General features: G+C 68.3%; 19 protein-coding genes. 12 read left to right on the forward strand and 7 right to left on the reverse strand.

Features of this window, described 5'->3' with window-relative positions:
- Positions 1–82: 82 nt before the first annotated feature.
- From HSX14_RS00095 to tsaC, 3 genes are all read left to right on the forward strand, one after another.
- A complete protein-coding gene (locus tag HSX14_RS00095) occupies positions 83–1,108 on the forward strand; it encodes a LysM peptidoglycan-binding domain-containing protein (RefSeq protein WP_111259252.1) in 1,026 nt (341 codons plus the stop codon).
- An 84-nt stretch (positions 1,109–1,192) separates the two neighbouring features.
- On the forward strand, positions 1,193–2,287 hold the full coding sequence (gene dprA, locus HSX14_RS00100; protein ID WP_173174656.1) for a DNA-processing protein DprA: 1,095 nt from the start codon (positions 1,193–1,195) through the stop codon (positions 2,285–2,287).
- A gap of 40 nt (positions 2,288–2,327) precedes the next feature.
- Complete coding sequence (gene tsaC / locus HSX14_RS00105) at positions 2,328–2,885, forward strand: L-threonylcarbamoyladenylate synthase type 1 TsaC (RefSeq protein WP_173174665.1); 558 nt, start codon at positions 2,328–2,330, stop codon at positions 2,883–2,885.
- On the opposite strand, the gene HSX14_RS00110 is transcribed toward tsaC, so the two are convergent.
- Entirely contained in the window at positions 2,886–3,863 is a 978-nt protein-coding gene (locus HSX14_RS00110) for a quinone oxidoreductase family protein (protein ID WP_173174667.1), read from the reverse strand.
- Positions 3,864–4,019: 156 nt separating this feature from the next.
- On the opposite strand from HSX14_RS00110, the gene hemF reads away from it, so the two are divergent.
- Positions 4,020–4,940 carry an oxygen-dependent coproporphyrinogen oxidase gene (gene hemF / locus HSX14_RS00115; protein WP_173174669.1) on the forward strand — a complete coding sequence of 307 codons (921 nt, stop codon included), beginning with the start codon at positions 4,020–4,022 and terminating at the stop codon, positions 4,938–4,940.
- Positions 4,940–5,764 carry a shikimate dehydrogenase gene (aroE, locus tag HSX14_RS00120; protein WP_173174671.1) on the forward strand — a complete coding sequence of 275 codons (825 nt, stop codon included), beginning with the start codon at positions 4,940–4,942 and terminating at the stop codon, positions 5,762–5,764. Before hemF ends, aroE begins: the two co-directional genes overlap by 1 nt.
- Positions 5,765–5,825: 61 nt before the next feature.
- Here the strand turns inward: aroE and HSX14_RS00125 are convergent, their stop codons facing one another.
- The 3 genes from HSX14_RS00125 to betC all read right to left on the reverse strand — a co-directional run bounded on the left by HSX14_RS00125 (position 5,826) and on the right by betC (position 10,200).
- A complete protein-coding gene (locus tag HSX14_RS00125) occupies positions 5,826–7,385 on the reverse strand; it encodes a SulP family inorganic anion transporter (protein ID WP_173174877.1) in 1,560 nt (519 codons plus the stop codon).
- 330 nt (positions 7,386–7,715) lie between these two features.
- The gene (gene choX, locus HSX14_RS00130) at positions 7,716–8,594 is read right to left on the reverse strand and encodes a choline ABC transporter substrate-binding protein (RefSeq protein WP_228723658.1); all 879 of its coding nucleotides are present in this window, start codon (positions 8,592–8,594) and stop codon (positions 7,716–7,718) included.
- Between the two features lie 100 nt (positions 8,595–8,694).
- Positions 8,695–10,200: a choline-sulfatase gene (gene betC, locus HSX14_RS00135; protein WP_173174675.1), complete on the reverse strand. Its 1,506-nt coding sequence runs from the start codon at positions 10,198–10,200 to the stop codon at positions 8,695–8,697.
- A 112-nt stretch (positions 10,201–10,312) separates the two neighbouring features.
- Here betC and HSX14_RS00140 point away from each other — a divergent pair, with 112 nt between their 5' ends.
- The 3 genes from HSX14_RS00140 (at position 10,313) to HSX14_RS00150 (ending at position 12,638) form a co-directional block, all read left to right on the forward strand.
- The gene (locus tag HSX14_RS00140; RefSeq protein ID WP_173174677.1) at positions 10,313–11,266 is read left to right on the forward strand and encodes a choline sulfate utilization transcriptional regulator; all 954 of its coding nucleotides are present in this window, start codon (positions 10,313–10,315) and stop codon (positions 11,264–11,266) included.
- A gap of 82 nt (positions 11,267–11,348) precedes the next feature.
- Positions 11,349–11,717: a DOPA 4,5-dioxygenase family protein gene (locus HSX14_RS00145; protein ID WP_173174679.1), complete on the forward strand. Its 369-nt coding sequence runs from the start codon at positions 11,349–11,351 to the stop codon at positions 11,715–11,717.
- 66 nt (positions 11,718–11,783) lie between these two features.
- Positions 11,784–12,638, forward strand: a complete 855-nt coding sequence (locus tag HSX14_RS00150; protein WP_173174681.1) for a carboxylate/amino acid/amine transporter — start codon at positions 11,784–11,786, stop codon at positions 12,636–12,638.
- Between the two features lie 313 nt (positions 12,639–12,951).
- Here HSX14_RS00150 and trpA read toward each other — a convergent pair whose 3' ends face one another.
- Both trpA and trpB read right to left on the reverse strand, forming a co-directional pair.
- Complete coding sequence (gene trpA / locus HSX14_RS00155; RefSeq protein ID WP_173174683.1) at positions 12,952–13,761, reverse strand: tryptophan synthase subunit alpha; 810 nt, start codon at positions 13,759–13,761, stop codon at positions 12,952–12,954.
- Positions 13,758–14,966: a tryptophan synthase subunit beta gene (gene trpB, locus HSX14_RS00160; RefSeq protein WP_173174685.1), complete on the reverse strand. Its 1,209-nt coding sequence runs from the start codon at positions 14,964–14,966 to the stop codon at positions 13,758–13,760. The genes trpA and trpB overlap by 4 nt, the downstream gene beginning before the upstream one ends.
- Before the next feature lie 107 nt (positions 14,967–15,073).
- Here trpB and HSX14_RS00165 point away from each other — a divergent pair, with 107 nt between their 5' ends.
- The gene (locus tag HSX14_RS00165) at positions 15,074–15,967 is read left to right on the forward strand and encodes a LysR family transcriptional regulator (protein ID WP_173174687.1); all 894 of its coding nucleotides are present in this window, start codon (positions 15,074–15,076) and stop codon (positions 15,965–15,967) included.
- 191 nt (positions 15,968–16,158) lie between these two features.
- Here HSX14_RS00165 and HSX14_RS00170 read toward each other — a convergent pair whose 3' ends face one another.
- On the reverse strand, positions 16,159–16,479 hold the full coding sequence (locus HSX14_RS00170) for a DUF883 domain-containing protein (RefSeq protein WP_173174689.1): 321 nt from the start codon (positions 16,477–16,479) through the stop codon (positions 16,159–16,161).
- A gap of 138 nt (positions 16,480–16,617) precedes the next feature.
- On the opposite strand from HSX14_RS00170, the gene HSX14_RS00175 reads away from it, so the two are divergent.
- The 3 genes from HSX14_RS00175 to HSX14_RS00185 all read left to right on the forward strand — a co-directional run bounded on the left by HSX14_RS00175 (position 16,618) and on the right by HSX14_RS00185 (position 18,406).
- Positions 16,618–16,833 carry a dodecin gene (locus HSX14_RS00175; protein ID WP_111259270.1) on the forward strand — a complete coding sequence of 72 codons (216 nt, stop codon included), beginning with the start codon at positions 16,618–16,620 and terminating at the stop codon, positions 16,831–16,833.
- A 158-nt stretch (positions 16,834–16,991) separates the two neighbouring features.
- A complete protein-coding gene (locus HSX14_RS00180; RefSeq protein WP_173174691.1) occupies positions 16,992–17,216 on the forward strand; it encodes a DUF1161 domain-containing protein in 225 nt (74 codons plus the stop codon).
- A 191-nt stretch (positions 17,217–17,407) separates the two neighbouring features.
- Positions 17,408–18,406 (forward strand): LLM class flavin-dependent oxidoreductase, encoded by a 999-nt coding sequence (locus HSX14_RS00185; RefSeq protein WP_173174693.1) that lies wholly within the window; start codon positions 17,408–17,410, stop codon positions 18,404–18,406.
- Position 18,407: the final 1 nt, after the last annotated feature.

Consider the following 18,407-nt stretch of genomic DNA (forward strand, 5'->3'; position numbering starts at 1 on the left):
CATTGAAAAACGCCTGCAAAGCCCGGTTGGGGCGGCTTTCAGGCCGTTTCGCGTGAACGCACATAATAAAGGGATTCACCGCATGAGGAAATCACTACTCGCCCTGCTGCTCCTTGCTGCCAGTGGGTTGGCACAGGCTGCGGTGGAACTCAAGGATGGCCACCCGGAGCACTACACGGTAGTGCGCGGGGATACCCTCTGGGATATCTCGGGCAAGTTCCTGCGCGAACCCTGGAAGTGGCCGGAAATCTGGCACGCCAACCCGCAGATCGAGAACCCGCACCTGATCTACCCGGGCGACACCCTGAGCCTCGTCTACGTCGACGGCCAGCCTCGCCTGATGCTGGATCGCGGCGCCTCCCGCGGCACCATCAAGCTGTCGCCCCAAGTGCGCAGCACGCCGATGGCCGAAGCCATTCCGACCATCCCGCTGGAAGCCATCAACAGCTTCCTGCTGAGCAACCGCATCGTCGACACGCCCGAGCAGTTCAACGGCGCTCCCTACATCGTCGCCGGCAACGCCGAGCGCGTGGTGAGCGGCGCGGGTGACCGCGTCTACGCTCGCGGCAGCTTCGACGAGCAGAACCCCACCTACGGCATCTTCCGCCAGGGCAAGACCTACATCGATCCCGATACCAAGGAATTCCTCGGTATCAACGCCGACGATATCGGTGGCGGTGACCTGGTCGCCCAGGAAGGCGACGTGGCGACCATGACCCTCACCCGCTCGACCCAGGAAGTCCGCCTGGGCGACCGCCTGTTCCCCACCGAACAGCGCTCGGTGAACTCCACCTTCATGCCCAGCTCGCCGACCACCGACGTAAAGGGCCTGATCCTCGACGTGCCGCGCGGCGTGAACCAGATCGGCCAGTTCGACGTGGTGACCATCAACAAGGGCAAGCGCGACGGCCTGGTCGAAGGCAACGTGCTGGCGGTCTACAAGACCGGCGAGACCGTGCGCGACCGCATCACCGGCGAATCGGTGAAGATCCCCGACGAGCGCGCCGGCCTGCTGATGGTGTTCCGCACCTACGACAAGCTCAGCTACGGCCTGGTCCTGGCGGCCAGCCGACAGCTGGCGGTGATGGACAAGGTGCACAATCCCTAAGCAAACCAAGCCCCCGTCCTACGGGGGCTTGTTGTATACAGGGCGGCCCTGCCGCCCTGCGCGGCGCTGGTCAAGGACGATCCCATGCCGCCCCCCTCCCCGGCCGAACTCGAAGCACGCCTGCGTCTGCACAGCCTTCCCGAACTCGGCCCCCGCCGCTTCCGCATCCTGATCGACGCCTTCGGCAGTGCCTCCGCCGCCCTCAGCGCCCCTGCCGCCGCCTGGCGTTCGTTGCGCCTGCCCGACGCCTGCGCCGGCCCTCGACGCAGTGAAGAGGTGCGCACCCGCGCCGCCCGGTCACTGGCCTGGCTGGACGCGACGGACAACCACCTGCTGATGTGGGACGACCCCCGCTACCCCGCCCTGCTCGCCGAGCTGCCCGACGCGCCGCCGCTCCTGTTCGTCCGTGGGGTCCCCACGCTGCTCGAGCGCCCGCAGCTGGCCATGGTCGGCAGCCGTCGCGCCTCGCGGGCCGGGCTGGATAACGCCCATGCCTTCGCCCGCAGCCTCGCGGCCGGAGGCTTCTGCATCACCAGCGGCCTCGCCCTCGGGATCGATGGCGCCGCCCACCAGGGCGCGCTGGATGCCGGCGGGCACACGGTCGCCGTGCTCGGCACGGGCCTGGAGCGCATCTACCCGAACCGGCACAAGGGCCTGGCCGAGGCGATAGTCGCCGGCGGCGGCGCGCTGGTTTCCGAGCTGCCGCTGGACTGCGCGCCCCAGGCCAGCAACTTCCCCCGCCGCAACCGCATCATCAGCGGGCTCTCCGTGGGCGTTCTCGTGGTGGAGGCCAGCCCGGCCAGCGGCTCGCTGATCACCGCGCGCCTGGCCGCTGAGCAGGGCCGCGAGGTCTATGCCATCCCCGGCTCCATCCATCATCCCGGGGCCCGTGGTTGCCACCAGCTGATCCGCGACGGCGCCACGCTGGTGGAAACCGTCGGCCACGTGCTCGAGGCCCTGCGCGGCTGGCAGGCGCTCGCGCCCGATCCCGCCGAGCCGAGTGCCCAACTGCATGACCACCCCCTGCTCGACCTGCTGCGCGCCGCGCCCTACAGCAGCGAGGCCCTGGCCGCCGCCAGCGGCTGGGACCTGCCCCGCGTACTGGCCGCGCTCACCGACCTCGAGCTCGATGGCTGCATCGCCCGTGACGCCGGGCTCTGGGTTCATCGGCGCGGTTGAGGCCTGTACACTCGCGCCATCGTTTTTCCGGGAGTGGGCAATGGTCAGCAACTGGCAGGTTCAGCAAGTGGCGCGGGTGGTACGGGGCGGCGGTGTGATCGCCTATCCGACGGAGGCCGTGTGGGGGCTCGGCTGCGACCCCTGGAATGAGGAGGCCGTCTATCGCCTGCTGGCGCTCAAGGCGCGCCCGGTGGAGAAGGGGCTGATCCTGGTGGCCGACGCCATCGAGCAGTTCGATTTCCTCCTCGATGACCTGCCCGATGCCTGGAAGGAGACGCTGGCCGCCTCCTGGCCCGGTCCCAACACCTGGCTGGTGCCGCACCGGGACATGCTGCCCGAGTGGATCACCGGCAAGCACGACAGCGTCGCCCTGCGCGTCAGCGACCACCCCCTGGTGCGCCGCCTGTGCGCCGAAGTCGGCCCGCTGGTCTCCACGTCCGCCAACCCCGCCGGACGGCCCTCCGCCGTATCGCGCCTGCGCGTGCAGCAGTACTTCCCCGGCGAGCTGGATGCCGTGCTGTGCGGCGCCCTCGGTGGGCGCCGCAACCCCAGCACCATCCGCGACCTGGTCACCGGGCGGGTCGTGCGCGCTTCCTGATCAGGGCAGCAGCACGCTCGAACCGCGAGTGCGCCGGCCGGCCAGGTCGGCATGGGCGCGAGCGATGTCGGCCAGTGCATAACGCTGGCCGATCTCCACCTTCAGTGCGCCGCTGGCGATCATCCCGAACAGCTCGTCGGCCATGGCCTGCAGGTTCTCCGGGGTGTCGGCGTAGCTGCCCAGGGTGGGCCGGGTCACGTAGATCGACCCCTTCTGCGCCAGCACCCCGAGGTTGACCCCGGTGACCGGCCCCGAGGCGTTGCCGAAGCTCACCAGCAGGCCGCGCGGGGCCACGCAATCCAGCGAGGTTTCCCAGGTGTCCTTGCCCACCGAGTCGTAGACCACTGGGCACTTGCGCCCGTCGGTCAGCTCCAGCACCCGTTGCACCACGTCCTCGCGGCTGCTGTCGATGCACGCCCAGGCGCCCAGCGCCTTGGCACGCTCGGCCTTCTCAGGGGAACCGGCGACCCCGATCAGGCGCGCGCCGAGGGCCTTGGCCCATTGGCAGGCGATGGAGCCGACACCCCCGGCGGCGGCATGGAACAGCACCGTCTCGCCGGCCTTCAGCGCGTGGGTCTGGCGCAGCAGGTACTGCACCGTCAGGCCCTTGAGCATCACCGCGGCGGCCTGCTCGTAGCCGATGGCATCGGGCAGCTTCACCAGGTTGGCCGCCGGCAACACGTGGTACTCGCCGTAGGCGCCCAGGGGGCCGGTGCCGTAGCCGACCCGGTCGCCCACCTTCAGGTGCTCCACGCCCGCGCCCACGGCATCCACCTCGCCCGCGCCCTCGTTGCCCAGCCCGGAGGGCAGCGACGCCGCCGGGTAGAGCCCGCTGCGGAAATAGGTCTCGATGAAGTTGAGGCCGATGGCGTGGTTGCGCACCCGCACCTGGCCAGGGCCGGGTTCGGCGACTGGCGCCTCCACCAGTTCGAGCACCTCGGGACCGCCGTACTGGGAAAACTGCACACGCCTGGCCATGGTCGACTCTCCTTCCGGGAAAAGCCTCAATCCAAGCCTTCCGCTTGATCGGCGTCAAGCCACCGCGAGCCCTTCGCGGTGGTATGCTTGCGCCCTCTTTTTTCCCTGCAAGCCCCGTCCTGCGGCGCGCGCAAGCCGATCCAAGGTGCATTCGACGTGAGTAAACACATTGAGGCCGTGAAGGCCTACCTGCTCGATCTGCAAGACCGTATCTGTGCCGAACTGGCGGCCGAGGACGGCGGTGCCGGCTTCGTCGAAGACGCCTGGGAGCGCCCCGCCGGCGGTGGCGGCCGCACCCGCGTGCTGGAGAACGGCAAGCTGATCGAAAAGGGCGGGGTCAACTTCTCCCATGTGTTCGGCAGCAGCCTGCCGCCTTCGGCCAGCGCCCATCGCCCGGAGTTGGCCGGCCGTGGCTTCCAGGCCCTCGGCGTGTCCCTGGTGATCCACCCGGAGAACCCGCACATCCCCACTTCCCACGCCAACGTGCGTTTCTTCATCGCCGAGAAGGAAGGCGAGGAGCCGGTCTGGTGGTTCGGCGGCGGCTTCGACCTGACCCCCTACTACGCCCATGAGGAAGACTGCGTGCTCTGGCACCAGGTCGCCCGCGACGCCTGCGCCCCCTTCGGCGCGGACGTCTACCCGCGCTACAAGGAATGGTGCGACCGCTACTTCCACCTCAAGCACCGCAACGAGCCGCGCGGCATCGGCGGCCTGTTCTTCGACGACCTGAACCAATGGGACTTCGACACCAGCTTCGCCTTCATGCGTGCCATTGGCGATGCCTACATCCAGGCCTACCTGCCCATCGTGCGCAAGCGTCGCAACACCCCCTTCACCGAGCAGCAGCGCGAATTCCAGGCCTTCCGCCGTGGCCGCTACGTGGAATTCAACCTGGTGTTCGACCGCGGCACCCTGTTCGGCCTGCAGTCGGGCGGGCGCACCGAATCCATCCTCATGTCCCTGCCGCCGCACGTACGCTGGGGTTATGACTGGAAGCCCGAGCCGGGCAGCGAGGAAGCGCGCCTGACGGAGTATTTCCTCCAGGACCGCAACTGGCTCGGGGAGGCGGGGCTCTGATGGACCGCTACGCCGTCTTCGGCAACCCCATCGGCCACAGCAAGTCGCCGCTGATCCACCGCCTGTTCGCCGCGCAGACCGGCCAGGCGCTGGAGTACGAGGCGCTGCTGGCGCCCCTGGACGACTTCACCGGTTTCGCCCGCGCCTTCTTCGCGCAGGGCCTGGGCGGCAACGTCACCGTGCCCTTCAAGGAACAGGCCTTCCAGATGGCCGACAGCCTCAGCGAGCGCGCCCGTCGCGCCGGCGCGGTGAACACCCTCAAGCGCCTGGATGACGGCCGCCTGCTGGGCGACAACACCGACGGCGCCGGCCTCGTGGGCGACCTGGTGCGCAACGCCGGGCTCGAGCTCGCCGGCAAGCGCATCCTCCTGCTCGGCGCCGGTGGTGCCGTGCGCGGCGTGCTCGAACCCCTGCTGGCGCAGCGCCCGGCGGCGGTGGTGGTGGCCAACCGCACAGTGGAGAAGGCCGAGCAGCTGGCCCGTGAGTTCGCCGACCTGGGGCCGGTGCTGGCCAGTGGTTTCGACTGGCTGGAAGAACCGGTGGACCTGATCGTCAACGGCACTTCCGCGAGCCTGGCCGGCGAGCTGCCGCCGATCTCGCCAAGCCTGATCGAGGCCGGCCACACGGTCTGCTACGACATGATGTACGGCGCGCAAACCACCGCCTTCAACCGCTGGGCCCATGAGCAGGGCGCCGCGCGCACCCTCGATGGCCTGGGCATGCTGGTGGAGCAGGCGGCCGAAGCCTTCCTGCTCTGGCGCGGTGTGCGCCCGGATACCGCACCGGTCCTCGCCGAGCTGCGCCGGCTGCTCGCCCAGGGCTGAGTGGATCGTCCCGGACGCAGGATGGGTAGAGCGCAGCGAAACCCATGCTGCTGTGCCCGTTCTAGCCCTCGATCACCAACCGGCTCTGCTCGTCCTCCAGCTTGCGCAGCTCGCGTTCCACCTGCGGCCGGGCGCGGCGCAGCACCAGGGTGCGGCCCTGCCCATGCAGGCGACGGGCCTCGTTGTGCAGCAGGCTCACCCCGGCGAAGTCGATGAAGTTGATGTGGTGGGCGTCCAGCACCAGGCGCTTGCCCTGGCTGCGCTGGATCAGCCGCTGCACGTAGGGGCAGGCGCCGAAGAAGATCGAGCCCTCGATGCGCAGCACCTCCTCCTCGGCATCACCCGATTGCAGCACGCGCGGCCGCGAGGTGCGCTTGAGGTAGAAGAACAGCGACGCCAGCACCCCCGCATAGATCGCCGTCTGCAGCTCCAGCACCAGCGTGGCGAGGGCCGTCAGCGCCATCACCACGAACTCCGCCCGGCTCACCCGCCACAGCTGGCGCATGCCCGGCACATCGATCAGGTTCCAGCAGATCAGCAGGATGCTCGCCGCCATCGCCGGCAGCGGGATATGCGCGATCAGGCCGGCGCCCACCAGGGCGAACAGCGCCACCCAGAGCGCCGAGGACACCCCGGCCAGGGGCGAGCCGGCGCCGGCCTGCAGGTTCAGCGCCGAGCGGGTGAAGGAGCCGCTGGAGAGGTAGCCTGAGAACCAGGCCCCGACCAGGTTGGACAGGCCCTGGCCACGGGTTTCCCGGTTGGCGTCCAGCACCTGCTGCGACTGGGTGGCCAGGGCCCGGGCGATAGACAGGCTCATGACCAGGCCGAGCAGCCCACAGGCCACCGCCGAAGGCAGCAGGCGGAGGATGTCGTCGAGGTCGAAACGCAAGGCCGTGAACGGCGGCAGGCGGCCCTCGAAAGGCGGCACCAGCGGCACGCCGGCCATGCTGCCGGGCAGTGCCAGCACCAGCAGGCTGCCCGCCACCAGGCCCAGCAGCAGCGCCGGCAGGCGCGGGGCGAAGCGCCGCAGCAGCAGTGTCACCACCAGGGTGGCCATGGCCACCAGCACGGATGGCCCATGCACCTCGCGCACGTGCCGCGCCAGCTCCAGTGCACCTTGCAGCGCCGTGGCGCGGCCCTCCAGGCTCGGCAGGCCGAGCAGGTTGGGAATCTGCCCCAGGGCGATGACCAGCGCCGCGCCGCCGGTGAAGCCGATCACGACCGACTGCGAGACGAAGTTGGCCAGTGCGCCGAAGCGCAATGCGCCGAGCAGCCACTGGAACAGCCCGGCGAGGAAGGTCAGCAGCAGCACCAGGGCGATATAGTCGCCGCTGCCGGGCAGGGCCAGGGGGCTGACGCTGGCGAACAGCACCACCGAGATCGCCGCCGTCGGGCCGCCGATCAGGTGCCAGGACGAGCCCCAGAGGCAGGCGATGATCACCGGCACCACGGCGGCGTAGAGGCCGTATTCCGCTGGCAGGCCGGCGATCAGCGCATAGGCGATGGATTGCGGCAGGGCCAGGATGGCGCCGGTCAGGCCGACCAGTGCGTCACGCCCCAGGCTGCGCCCGGTGGTCCGGGGCAGCCAGTCGAGGAAGGGGAAGAGGGTGGTGATCTTCATCGTGGGACGGGGCACGGTCTCGTCGGCAGTGTGGGAGCGAATTCCTTCGCGATGGGCAGCGCTCATGAGTCATCGGCTCTGCCTGTGACGTAAGAACCCAGCAGGATGAATCGGTGCCGTAGGGGTGTGCCGTGCGCACCGCCGCACGGTGCCTCCGGCGGGTCCCAGGTGCGCGCAGCACACCCTACGTCCGTACGTTGAAGTCTGCTTGCGCCTCCTTCCCCAGGGGCCAGCGCACGTCCGCGTTCCAAGAACCTGGATTTTCACTCGCGACGGGCGGCGACCATACGCCACCTCGTGTGGAAGGGGCCATTCCATCGGCCCCATGAATCACAGTTTCGCCTTCACCGCCGCCAGTGCGTCGCCGCCCTCGCGGGTGGTCACGCCCTGCAGCCAGCCCTCGACCACCTGCGGGTTGGCCTTGAGCCAGGCCTTCACCGCCTCGTCGTTGCCGGCGTTCTTGCTCAGCACTTCGTTCATCACCGCGTTCTCCATCTCCTGGGTGAACGCCAGGTTGGCCAGCAGCTTGCCGACGTTGGGACACTGCTGGGCGTAGCCCTTGCGCGCCAGGGTGTTCACCGTGCCGCTTTCACCGAAGTACTTCTCGCCGCCCTTGAGGTACTTCATGTCGTACTGCACGTTCATCGGGTGCGGCGTCCAGCCGAGGAACACCACGAAGTCCTTGCGCTTCACCGCACGGCCCACCTGCACCAGCATCGCCTGTTCGCTGGATTCCACAAGCTTCCAGTCGCCGAGGCCGAATTCGTCGCCCTTGATCATGTCCTGGATGGAGATGTTGGCCGGGGAGCCGGCGGCGATGCCGTAGAGGGTGTGCTTGAACTTGTCGGCGTGCGTGTCCAGGTCGGCGAAGGTCTTCACCCCCGCGTCATAGGCGTAGCTCGGCACGGCCAGGGTGTACTCGGTGCCGCCGAGGTTCTGCGCCACCTTGTCCACCTCGCCGGAGGCGACGAACTTGTCGTAGTTGCTCTGCTGGGCCGGCATCCAGTTGCCGAGGAAGACGTCCACCTGGCCCTTCTGCAGGCCGGCGAAGATGATCGGCACCGCCAGGGTCTGGGTCTCGGCCTTATAGCCCAGGCCGTCGAGGAGCAGGCGGGCGACGCCGTTGGTGACGGCGATGTCGCTCCAGCCCGGGTCGCCCAGCTTCACGGTCGCGCAGCGGGCGTCCTCGGCGTGGGCGGTGGCGATCATTGCGCTGCAGAGCAGCGTGGCGGCGAACAGCGTGGTGGTGGTCTTCATGCCTTTTCCTTGTGGGTGGAGGTGTGGCCGGCCGTGGGTTCGTCCCCTCTGGTCATGGCTGTGGATAACGTGCGCGGCGCTCCAGATCGTCGAGGTCGATGTGGTTGCGCATGTACTGCTGGCTGGCGTCCACCCAGGGCTGGTGGTCCCAGCTGGTGAGCCGGCCCTGCTCCAGGGCACCGGCGACGAAGCGGCGGCGGCGCTGGCTGGCGAGGGTGGCGCCGTGGATCGCGGGGATGTCCCAGCGTGCCCGGGCTTCGGCGAGGAAGGCCGCGAGCACCTCGCGGTGGCTGGCGGAGGCAGCCAGGTTCTCCAGCTCGCGGGGGTCGCTTTCCAGGTTGAAGAGCAGCAGCGGGTCCTGCTCCGAGTAGATGAATTTCCAGGGGCCGCGACGGATCATCATCAGCGGGCTGGTGGTGCCTTCGGCCATGTATTCGCCGAACACCTCGTCGTGCCCGCCCTCGCCCGCCAGGTGCGGCAACAGCGAGCGGCCATCCAGTGGCAGCTGCGGGTCCAGGGTGCCGCCGGCCAGCTCCACCAGGGTCGGCAGCAGGTCCATGGTCGACACCGAGGCCTTCACCCGGCGTGGCGCGAAACGCCGTGGCGCATGCACCAGCATCGGCACCCGCGCGGCCATCTCGAACCAGTGCATCTTGTACCAGAGGCCGCGCTCGCCAAGCATGTCGCCGTGATCGCCGGAGAACACCACCAGGGTGTCCTCGGCCAGGCCGCAGTCCTCCAGCGTCGCGAGCAGCGCGCCGACCTGCGCGTCGACGTAGCTGCAGGCGCCGAAGTAGGCGCGGCGGGCATCGATGACCTTGGACTCGGGCAGCGGCTTGTCCCACAGGTCGATGACCTTGAGCAGGCGCTGCGAGTGCGGGTCCTGCTCGTGCTGGGCCAATTGCACCGAGGGCAGCGGGATGTCGTCCTCGCGGTACAGGTCCCAGTACACGCGGGGGATGGTGTAGGGGTCGTGCGGGTGGGTCATCGACACCGTCAGGCAGAACGGCCGCCCGGCCTGTTCGCGCACGTGGTCGTAGAGGTACTGGCGGGCCTTGAACACCACCTCCTCGTCGAAGTCCAGCTGGTTGGTGCGCACGCAGGGCCCGGCCTGCAGCACCGAGGACATGTTGTGGTACCAGCTCGGGCGCACGTCCGGCTCGTCCCAGTTCACCGCCCAGCCGTAGTCGGCGGGGTAGATGTCGCTGGTCAGGCGCTCCTCGTAGCCGTGCAACTGGTCCGGGCCGCAGAAGTGCATCTTGCCCGACAGCGCGGTGCGGTAGCCCAGGCGGCGCAGGTGATGGGCGTAGGTGGGCACGTCGGCGGGGAAGTCCGCCGCGTTGTCATAGGCGCCGATCTTCGAGGGCAACTGGCCGCTCACCAGGGTGAAGCGCGAGGGCGCGCACAGCGGGCTGTTGCAGTAGGCGGAGTCGAACACCACGGCCGCTTCGGCCAGGCGTGAAAGGTTGGGCATGTGCAGGGGCAGGCCGCCGTGGAAGGGCATCAGCGGCGCGGCCATCTGGTCGGCCATGATGAAGAGGATGTTGGGGCGGGTCATGGGGCCTTCATCCATACGATCGGTTTATGCGAGAGTGCTGGCGTCGATCATGGAATCCCGGAAGTCATCCGGTAAACCGCATGTGCGCACATGCCTCGGATAAGTGAATCTTATGGCAGACCTGCAACCCGAACTCTCCCTCGACCTGCTGCGCGTGTTCGAGGCGGCCGCGCGGCACCTGAGCTTCACCGCTGCGGCGGTGGAGCTGGGCACCACCCAGCCGGCGGTTAGCCAGCAGATCCAGCGCCTGGAGAAGCAGCTGGCCACGCGGCTGTTCGACCGTGTCTACCGCGGCATCGAACTGACTGACAGCGGGCGCCTGCTCTTCGTTCATGTGCAGGACGGCCTGCGCGCCATCAACCTCGGGCTCGAGGCCGTCGGTGCGCGGACCCAGCACGAGGTGCTGCAGGTGGCCACCGACTTCGCCTTCGCTGCCTACTGGCTGATGCCGCGCCTGCACCGCTTCCACGAGGCCCACCCGGAGATCGACGTCAGCCTGGTGACCAGCGACCGCACCATGAACATGCTGCGCTCGGAGATCGACGTCGGCATCGCCTTCGGCGACGGTCGCTTCAAGCACGGCGATGCGCTGCTGCTGTTCCGCGAGGAGGTGTTCCCGATCTGCAGCCCGCGCCTGCTCAAGGACCAGGCAGCCCCCCTGCCCGCCGCCGCGCTCGCCCAGCTGCCGCTGCTGCACCTCAAGCCCGAGGTGCGCACCCGCTGGTTCGACTGGGAGGCGTTGTTCCGTGGCTTGGGCATCGACCGGCCACCGGGCTCCGGGTCGCTGCGCTTCGACAACTACACCCTGCTGGTGCAGGCCGCGATCGCCGGCCAGGGCGTTGCCATCGGCTGGCGCTACCTGGTCGACGAACTGATCGACCAGGGCCTGCTTGCGCGGGTGATCGAGGGCAGCCTCACCTCCGACTTCGGCTATTACGTGGTGCTGCCCGAGCGCAAGCGCCGTGCACGGGTGGTGGCCTGTTTCGTCGAATGGCTGCAGCAGGAGCTGGGTGACGGCGCCGACCCGGTGCAGAGGATCCGCCATCGCGAAGGCATCGCCGTCTGAGCCCTGCCCCTGGCGAACCCCGAGCGGAGCCGCTCGGCTTGCGGGTACCATGCGCGCTTGCCGGTACCCGAGAGAGGCGAACATGCAGGCCGCATCCCAACCCCGCATCAAGGGCTTCCACGCCCATGTCTACTACGACGCCGAAAGCTTCGAGCAGGCGCGCCAACTTTGCGAAGAGGCCGCGCGCCGTTTTCCCCTGAAGATGGGCCGCCTGCACCGCGAGCCGGTCGGCCCACACCCGGACTGGAGCTGCCAGCTGGCCTTCCGCCCCGAGCTGTTCGGCGAGCTGGTCCCCTGGCTCGCCCTCAACCGCGCGGGCCTCAACGTGCTGGTGCATCCCATCACCGGTAGCGACCTGCGTGACCACCGCGACTACCCGTTGTGGATGGGCGAGGTGCGGCCGCTGGACCTTTCCGACCTGCGCGACGGCGAGATCGAATACCAGCTGTAGCCCACGACTCGACCCCGGAACAGGTGCGGCCTATGATCCGCCGCCTGTTTTCGGAGACCCCCGCCCATGCGCTACCTGCTCGTCGTCACCCTGCTCTGGGCCTTTTCCTTCAGCCTCATAGGCGAGTACCTGGCCGGGCGGGTGGACAGCGATTTCGCCGTGCTGGCGCGGGTGCTGATCGCCGCCCTGGTGTTCCTCCCCTTCACCCGCTGGCGCGGCTTGCCGGCAAGGCTGCTGGCGGGGTTCTGGCTGGCCGGGGCGCTGCAGTTCGGCATCACCTACCTGTGCCTGTACCGCAGCTTCGCCGTGCTCACGGTGCCGGAGGTGCTGTTGTTCACCGTGGTCACGCCCATCTACGTGACCCTGCTGGACGATGCCCTCGCCCGGCGCTTCAGCCCCTGGGCGCTGCTGGCCGCACTGGTGGCGGTGGGCGGCGGGGTGATCATCCGCTTCGATCGCCTGGAGGGTGACTACCTGCTCGGCTTCATCCTCCTGCAGGTGGCCAACGCCACCTTCGCCGCCGGCCAGGTGCTGTGCCGCCGCCTGCTGGTGCGTCACCCGGTGGAGCAGCCGCTGCACCGCTTCTTCGGCCACTTCTTCCTCGGCGCATTGCTGCTGGCGCTGCCCTCCTTCCTGCTCTTCGGCAACCCCGAACGCCTACCGCAAACGTCGGTGCAATGGGGCGTGCTGGTGTGGATGGGCCTGTTCGCCACGGCCCTGGGCATGTTCTGGTGGGTGAAGGGCAGCACCACCGTGAGCGCCGGCACCCTGGCGGTGATGAACGAACTCCACGTCCCCGCCGGCCTGGTGGTCAACCTGCTGATCTGGAACCGCGACGCCGATCTCCCCCGCCTCGCCCTGGGCGGCGCGGTGATCCTCGCCTCCCTGTGGATAAGCCGCTTGGGCCGGCGCAAGGTCTAAACCTACATTCTTAGAACGTGGCTTTGCTTTCGGCCTCCTGGAAGGGAACGCAACCAGACCTCGGAGCATGCCACCGCCGCTTACTTCGGCCGTAGGGTGTGCTGCGCGCACCTCGGACTCGCCGGAAGCTCCGAGCGGAGGTGCGCACGGCACACCCTACGACACGCGTTCATCCTGCAGGGCTCTCAATTCAAATCGTCACAGGCAGAGCCGATGACTCATGACCACGCCCTAAGGACGTGTTTCCCACGTTCAAATGAAAAAAGCCGCTGCCCCCAATGGGAGCAGCGGCTTTTTCATGGCTGTGTCGTGGTCAGGCGCGTGCGCCGCGCACGCCGTCGGCCAAGGATCTGCAGAGGGTGAGGACGCCGTCGACGGCCTGTTCGGCGGTCTCGGCCTTGGCGATCTGGTCGACCAGGGCGGAGCCCACCACCACGCCGTCGGCGAGGCGGGCGATGCTGGCGGCGTGTTCCGCGGTGCGGATGCCGAAGCCGATGGCCACCGGCAGGTCGGTATGGCGACGCAGGCGGGCCACCGCGTCCTGCACGTGCTCCAGGGTGGCGGAGCCGGCACCGGTGACGCCGGCCACGGAGACGTAGTAGACGAAGCCGGAGCTGCCCTCGAGCACGGTGGGCAGGCGTTTGTCGTCGGTGGTCGGAGTGGTCAGGCGGATGAAGTCGATGCCCGCGGCCTGGGCCGGGAGGCAGAGGTCTTCGTTATGTTCCGGAGGCAGGTCGACGACGATCAGGCCGTCCACGCCGGCTTCCCGGGCATCCCCGATGAAGCGCTCGACGCCGTAGTGGTGGATGGGGTTGAAGTAGCCCATCAGCACCAGCGGGGTGTTCTGGTTGCCTTCGCGGAACTCGCGGACCAGCTGCAGGGTTTTCACCAGGTTCTGCTTGGCCGCCAGGGCGCGGATGTTGGCCAGCTGGATCGACGGACCGTCGGCCATCGGGTCGGTGAAGGGCATGCCCAGCTCGATCACGTCGGCACCGGCGTCCGGCAGGCCCTTGAGGATCGCCAGGGAGGCGTCGTAGCCCGGGTCGCCGGCGGTGACGAAGGTCACCAGGGCGGCGCGGTTCTGCTGTTTCAGTTCGGCAAAGCGGGTCTGCAAGCGGCTCATGCCTGGGGCTCCTGTTGCATGTGGTGCATCACGGTCTGCATGTCCTTGTCGCCACGGCCGGAGAGGTTGACCACCATGATGTGGTCCTTCGGCAGGTTCGGCGCGCGCTTGAACACTTCGGCAAGGGCGTGGGAGCTCTCCAGGGCGGGGATGATGCCTTCGAGGCGGCAGCACTGGTGGAAGGCGTCCAGGGCTTCGTCGTCGGTGATGGAGGTGTACTCGACGCGGCCGATGTCGTGCAGCCAGGCGTGTTCCGGGCCGATGCCGGGATAGTCCAGGCCGGCGGAGATGGAGTGGGCGTCGATGATCTGGCCGTCTTCGTCCTGCAGCAGGAAGGTGCGGTTGCCGTGCAGCACGCCGGGGATGCCGCCGTTGAGGCTGGCGGCGTGCTTGCCGGTCTCGATGCCGTGGCCGGCCGCCTCGACGCCGATGATCGCCACGCTCTGGTCATCGAGGAAGGGGTGGAACAGGCCCATGGCGTTGGAGCCGCCGCCGATGCAGGCGACCAGGGAGTCGGGCAGGCGCCCTTCCTTCTCGGCCAGCTGCTCGCGGGTTTCCTTGCCGATCACCGCCTGGAAGTCGCGGACCATGGCCGGGTACGGGTGCGGCCCGGCGACAGTGCCGATCAGGTAGAAGGTGTTGTGGACGTTGGTCACCCAGTCGCGCAGCGCTTCGTTCATAGCGTCCTTGAGGGTGCCGGTGCCGGCGGTGACCGGGATCACGGTGGCGCCGAGGAGCTTCATGCGGAACACGTTGGCCTGCTGGCGATCGATGTCCGTGGTGCCCATGAAGATCACGCATTCCATGCCGAAGCGCGCGGCCACGGTGGCCGTGGCCACGCCGTGCATGCCGGCGCCGGTCTCGGCGATGATGCGCTTCTTGCCCATCCGCTTGGCCAGCAGGATCTGGCCGATGCAGTTGTTGATCTTGTGCGCGCCGGTGTGGTTCAGCTCTTCGCGCTTGAGGTAGATCTTCGCGCCGCCGCAGTGCTCGGTGAGGCGCTCGGCGAAGTACAGCGGGCTCGGGCGGCCGACGTAGTCGCGCTGGAAGTAGGCCAGTTCCTTGAGGAATTCCGGGTCGTCCTTGGCGGCTTCGTACTCGCGGGCCAGGTCGTGGATCAGCGGCATCAGGGTTTCGGCGACGTATTGGCCGCCGAAGGAGCCGAACAGGCCCTTGGCGTCGGGGCCGGTGCGCAGTGAAGTCATGGTGGAACTCCTGGGAGTGGTATCCGATGGCAGCCATTCTAACGCTGGCCGCTCCCGGGAAAAGCGATTAGATTGCGCTGACCTGTCAGTAAAACTCACATATAGCCATGAGCCGAGACCTCCCTCCCCTGAATGCCCTGAAGGCCTTCGAAAGCGCCGCCCGCCTGCTCAGCGTAAGCCGAGCGGCAGAGGAGCTGCATGTCACACACGGCGCAGTGAGCCGGCAGGTGCGTGCGTTGGAGGATCAGCTGGGCGTGGCCCTGCTGGCCAAGGACGGGCGTGGCATAAAACTCACGGATGCCGGCCAGCGCCTGGCCGAGGCGGCGGGGGATGCCTTCGAGCGCCTGCGCGGCGTCTGCGCCGACCTGCGGCGCCAGGAAGAGGACCGTCCCTTCGTCCTCGGTTGCCCCGGCAGCCTGTTGGCGCGCTGGTTCATCCCGCGCCTGGACCGCCTCGACCGCGAGCTGCCGGAGCTGCGCCTGCAGCTGTCCAGCAGCCAGGGCGAGCTGGACCCGCGCAGCCCGCAGCTGGACGCCACCCTGCTCTTCGCCGAACCGCCCTGGCCGGCGGACATGCAGGTGTTCGAGCTGGCCGGCGAACGCATCGGCCCGGTGTTGAGCCCGCGCTACGCCGGGTTCGCGGAGCTGGAGCAGGCACCGCCGCAGCGCCTGTTGCAACGCCCGCTGCTGCACACGGCGTCACGCCCCCAGGCCTGGCCGCAATGGGCCCGGGCCGAAGGGCTGGACGAGGGGGGGTTGCAGCTGGGCCAGGGCTTCGAGCACCTGTACTACCTGCTGGAGGCGGCGGTGGCCGGCCTGGGCGTGGCCATCGCGCCGCAGCAACTGGTGGCCGACGACCTGGCCGCCGGCCGCCTGGTGGCGCCCTGGGGGTTCGTCGACACCCCGGCGCGGCTGGCGCTGTGGGTGCCGCTCGGGCGACAGGGCCCACGTGCCGAGCGCCTGGCGCAGTGGCTGCGCCAGGCTTTTGTCCAGCCTGGCTGAGGTCCCCTACGCGCAGCATGGGAGAAGAGGCGGGCACGGGAGAGGACGGATGAAATGGGGATTGGTCGCCTTTTGTAGAGATGGCGGCCGCTCTCGTGATCCTCCCCGTTCAAGCACCGGGCCGGCCCCGTGGCGGGGCCGGCCCGGTGAGGTACTGCATGGGGCCGGATGGCCCCGCAGGTGCGTCGGGCTCAGCTCCGCTGGCGCAGCATGTAGGTGGCCAGTGCCACCACGCCCACGGCGCCCGCTGCCATTCCGGCGGTGGCCAGCGGGTGCTCGCGGCTGTAGTCGCGGGTGGCGATACCGGCCTTGGCGGTGCGCTCCCAGGCCTGGCCGGCGAGGTCGCGAGAGCGGCTCAGGGTATGCAGGGCGCCGCTCTGGATGGCGTCGAGCGAGTGCTGCGACTCGGCCTCCACCACGTTCTTGATGCGTTCGATACCGCTGCGCAGTTGTTCGATTTCCTGCTCGATGCCCTGCAGGGTGGATTTCTTGCGAGACATGAAGAGAGCCATGTCGTACCTCCTTTTTCGGGTTGGGGTATGAGGTCCGACCGCCGTATCGCCGAGGAGTGCAGCTAATCTGAACTTATTCGGGGAATCCCGGGCCTGAGATGGCAAGTGGCCCATTTCTGAAGCACAAGGAGAACATCCATGTCGGATCATCACACCTACAAGAAGATCGAGATCGTCGGCTCCTCCCGCAACAGCATCGACGAGGCGATCAACAACGCCCTGGCCGAGGCGGCCAAGTCCATCCGCAATCTCGACTGGTTCGAGGTGGTGGAGACCCGGGGGCACATCGAGAACGGCAAGGTCGGCCACTACCAGGTCACCTTGAAGGTCGGCTTCCGACTCAGCGATAGCTGATCGTCTTACAGATAACGCCTGCCCGCTGGGCTAGGCTCACACAGGTTTGGCCATGTGGTGTCGGATCGAACAAGACCACAGATGCCATCCCCTTGGAGACGACTGGTCTCCGCGGCTCGCTCGAGCCTTTTCTTTTCTACAACGAGGGAGCGTTACCGATGAAGAAACTGTTGTTGGCCATTGGCCTGTTCACCCTTGCCGGCTCGGCCTTCGCCGCCGCCAAGCCCTGTGAAGAGCTGAAGTCCGAGATCGACGCGAAGATCAAGGCGAACGGAGCGACCTCCTACACCCTTGAGATCGTCGACAAGGGCAGCGCGACCGACAAGAAGGTGGTCGGCAGCTGCGAAGCGGGCAGCAAGGAAATCGTCTACCAGCGCAATTGATCGCGCGATGAGCTGTCAAGCCGGCGTCCGCGCCGGCTTTTTCATGGGCGCTCGTCGGCCTGCCTTGCTTACCCGGAGGTGCCCTGGTTACCGAAAAGTGCCTTCTGGTGGCTGCCTGCGGGTCGGCCTAGAGTAGGACCCCTGTGTCACGTGGAAGGCGCGAGTCTTCCCCTCAGTAAGGTCCCTTCGCTATGTCAGCCCTTTCTTCCCTGCCCCTTTCCGTCCTCGACCTGGCGCCCATCCGCGACGATGGCGGCCCCGCCCAGGCGCTGCACAACTCCCTGGCCCTGGCGCGCCATGTGGAACAGCTCGGCTTCTCGCGCTTCTGGGTGGCCGAGCACCACAACATGGAAGGCATCGCCAGTTCCGCCACCTCGGTGCTGCTGGGTTACCTGGCGGCCAATACCTCGACGCTGCGCCTGGGTTCGGGCGGGATCATGCTGCCGAACCACGCGCCGCTGGTTATCGCCGAGCAGTTCGGCACCCTCGCGACGCTCTACCCGGGGCGCATCGAGCTGGGCCTTGGCCGTGCGCCGGGCGCCGATCACCTGACCGCCCGCGCCCTGCGCCGCGAGCGCTCGGGCAGCGCCGACGATTTCCCCCAGGACGTGGAAGAGCTGGAGCTGCTGCTCGGCCCCCGCCTGGAAGGGCAGAAGGTCATCGCCATGCCCGGCATGGACACCCGGGTGCCGATCTGGCTGCTCGGCTCCAGCCTGTTCAGCGCCCAGCTGGCCGGGCAGAAGGGCCTGCCCTACGCCTTCGCCTCGCACTTCGCACCGCGCTACATGCACGAGGCGATCCGCGTCTACCGTAATCATTTCCGTCCCTCGGCGGTGCTCGAGGCGCCCTACGTGATGCTCGGCGTGCCGCTGGTGGCGGCGCCCACGGACGAGGAGGCGGACTTCCTCGCCACCACCGTCTACCAGCGGGTGCTGAGCCTGATGCGCGGCGAGAGCCTGGTGCTGCGCCCGCCGGTGGAAAGCATGGCCGGGCGCTGGTTGCCCCACGAGAAGGAGGCGGTCGGCAGCTTCCTGGCGATGGCCATGGTCGGCGGGCCGGAGAAGATCCGCGGCAAGCTGGAGGTGCTGCTGGAACAGACCGGCGCGGACGAGTTGATCTTCACCTGCGACGTCTACCAGCACGAGCACCGCCTGCGTGCCTTCGACATCCTCGCCGGGTTGCGCGGCTGAG

Origin of the sequence: Pseudomonas tohonis (assembly GCF_012767755.2) — a bacterium.
Classification (GTDB): domain Bacteria; phylum Pseudomonadota; class Gammaproteobacteria; order Pseudomonadales; family Pseudomonadaceae; genus Metapseudomonas; species Metapseudomonas tohonis.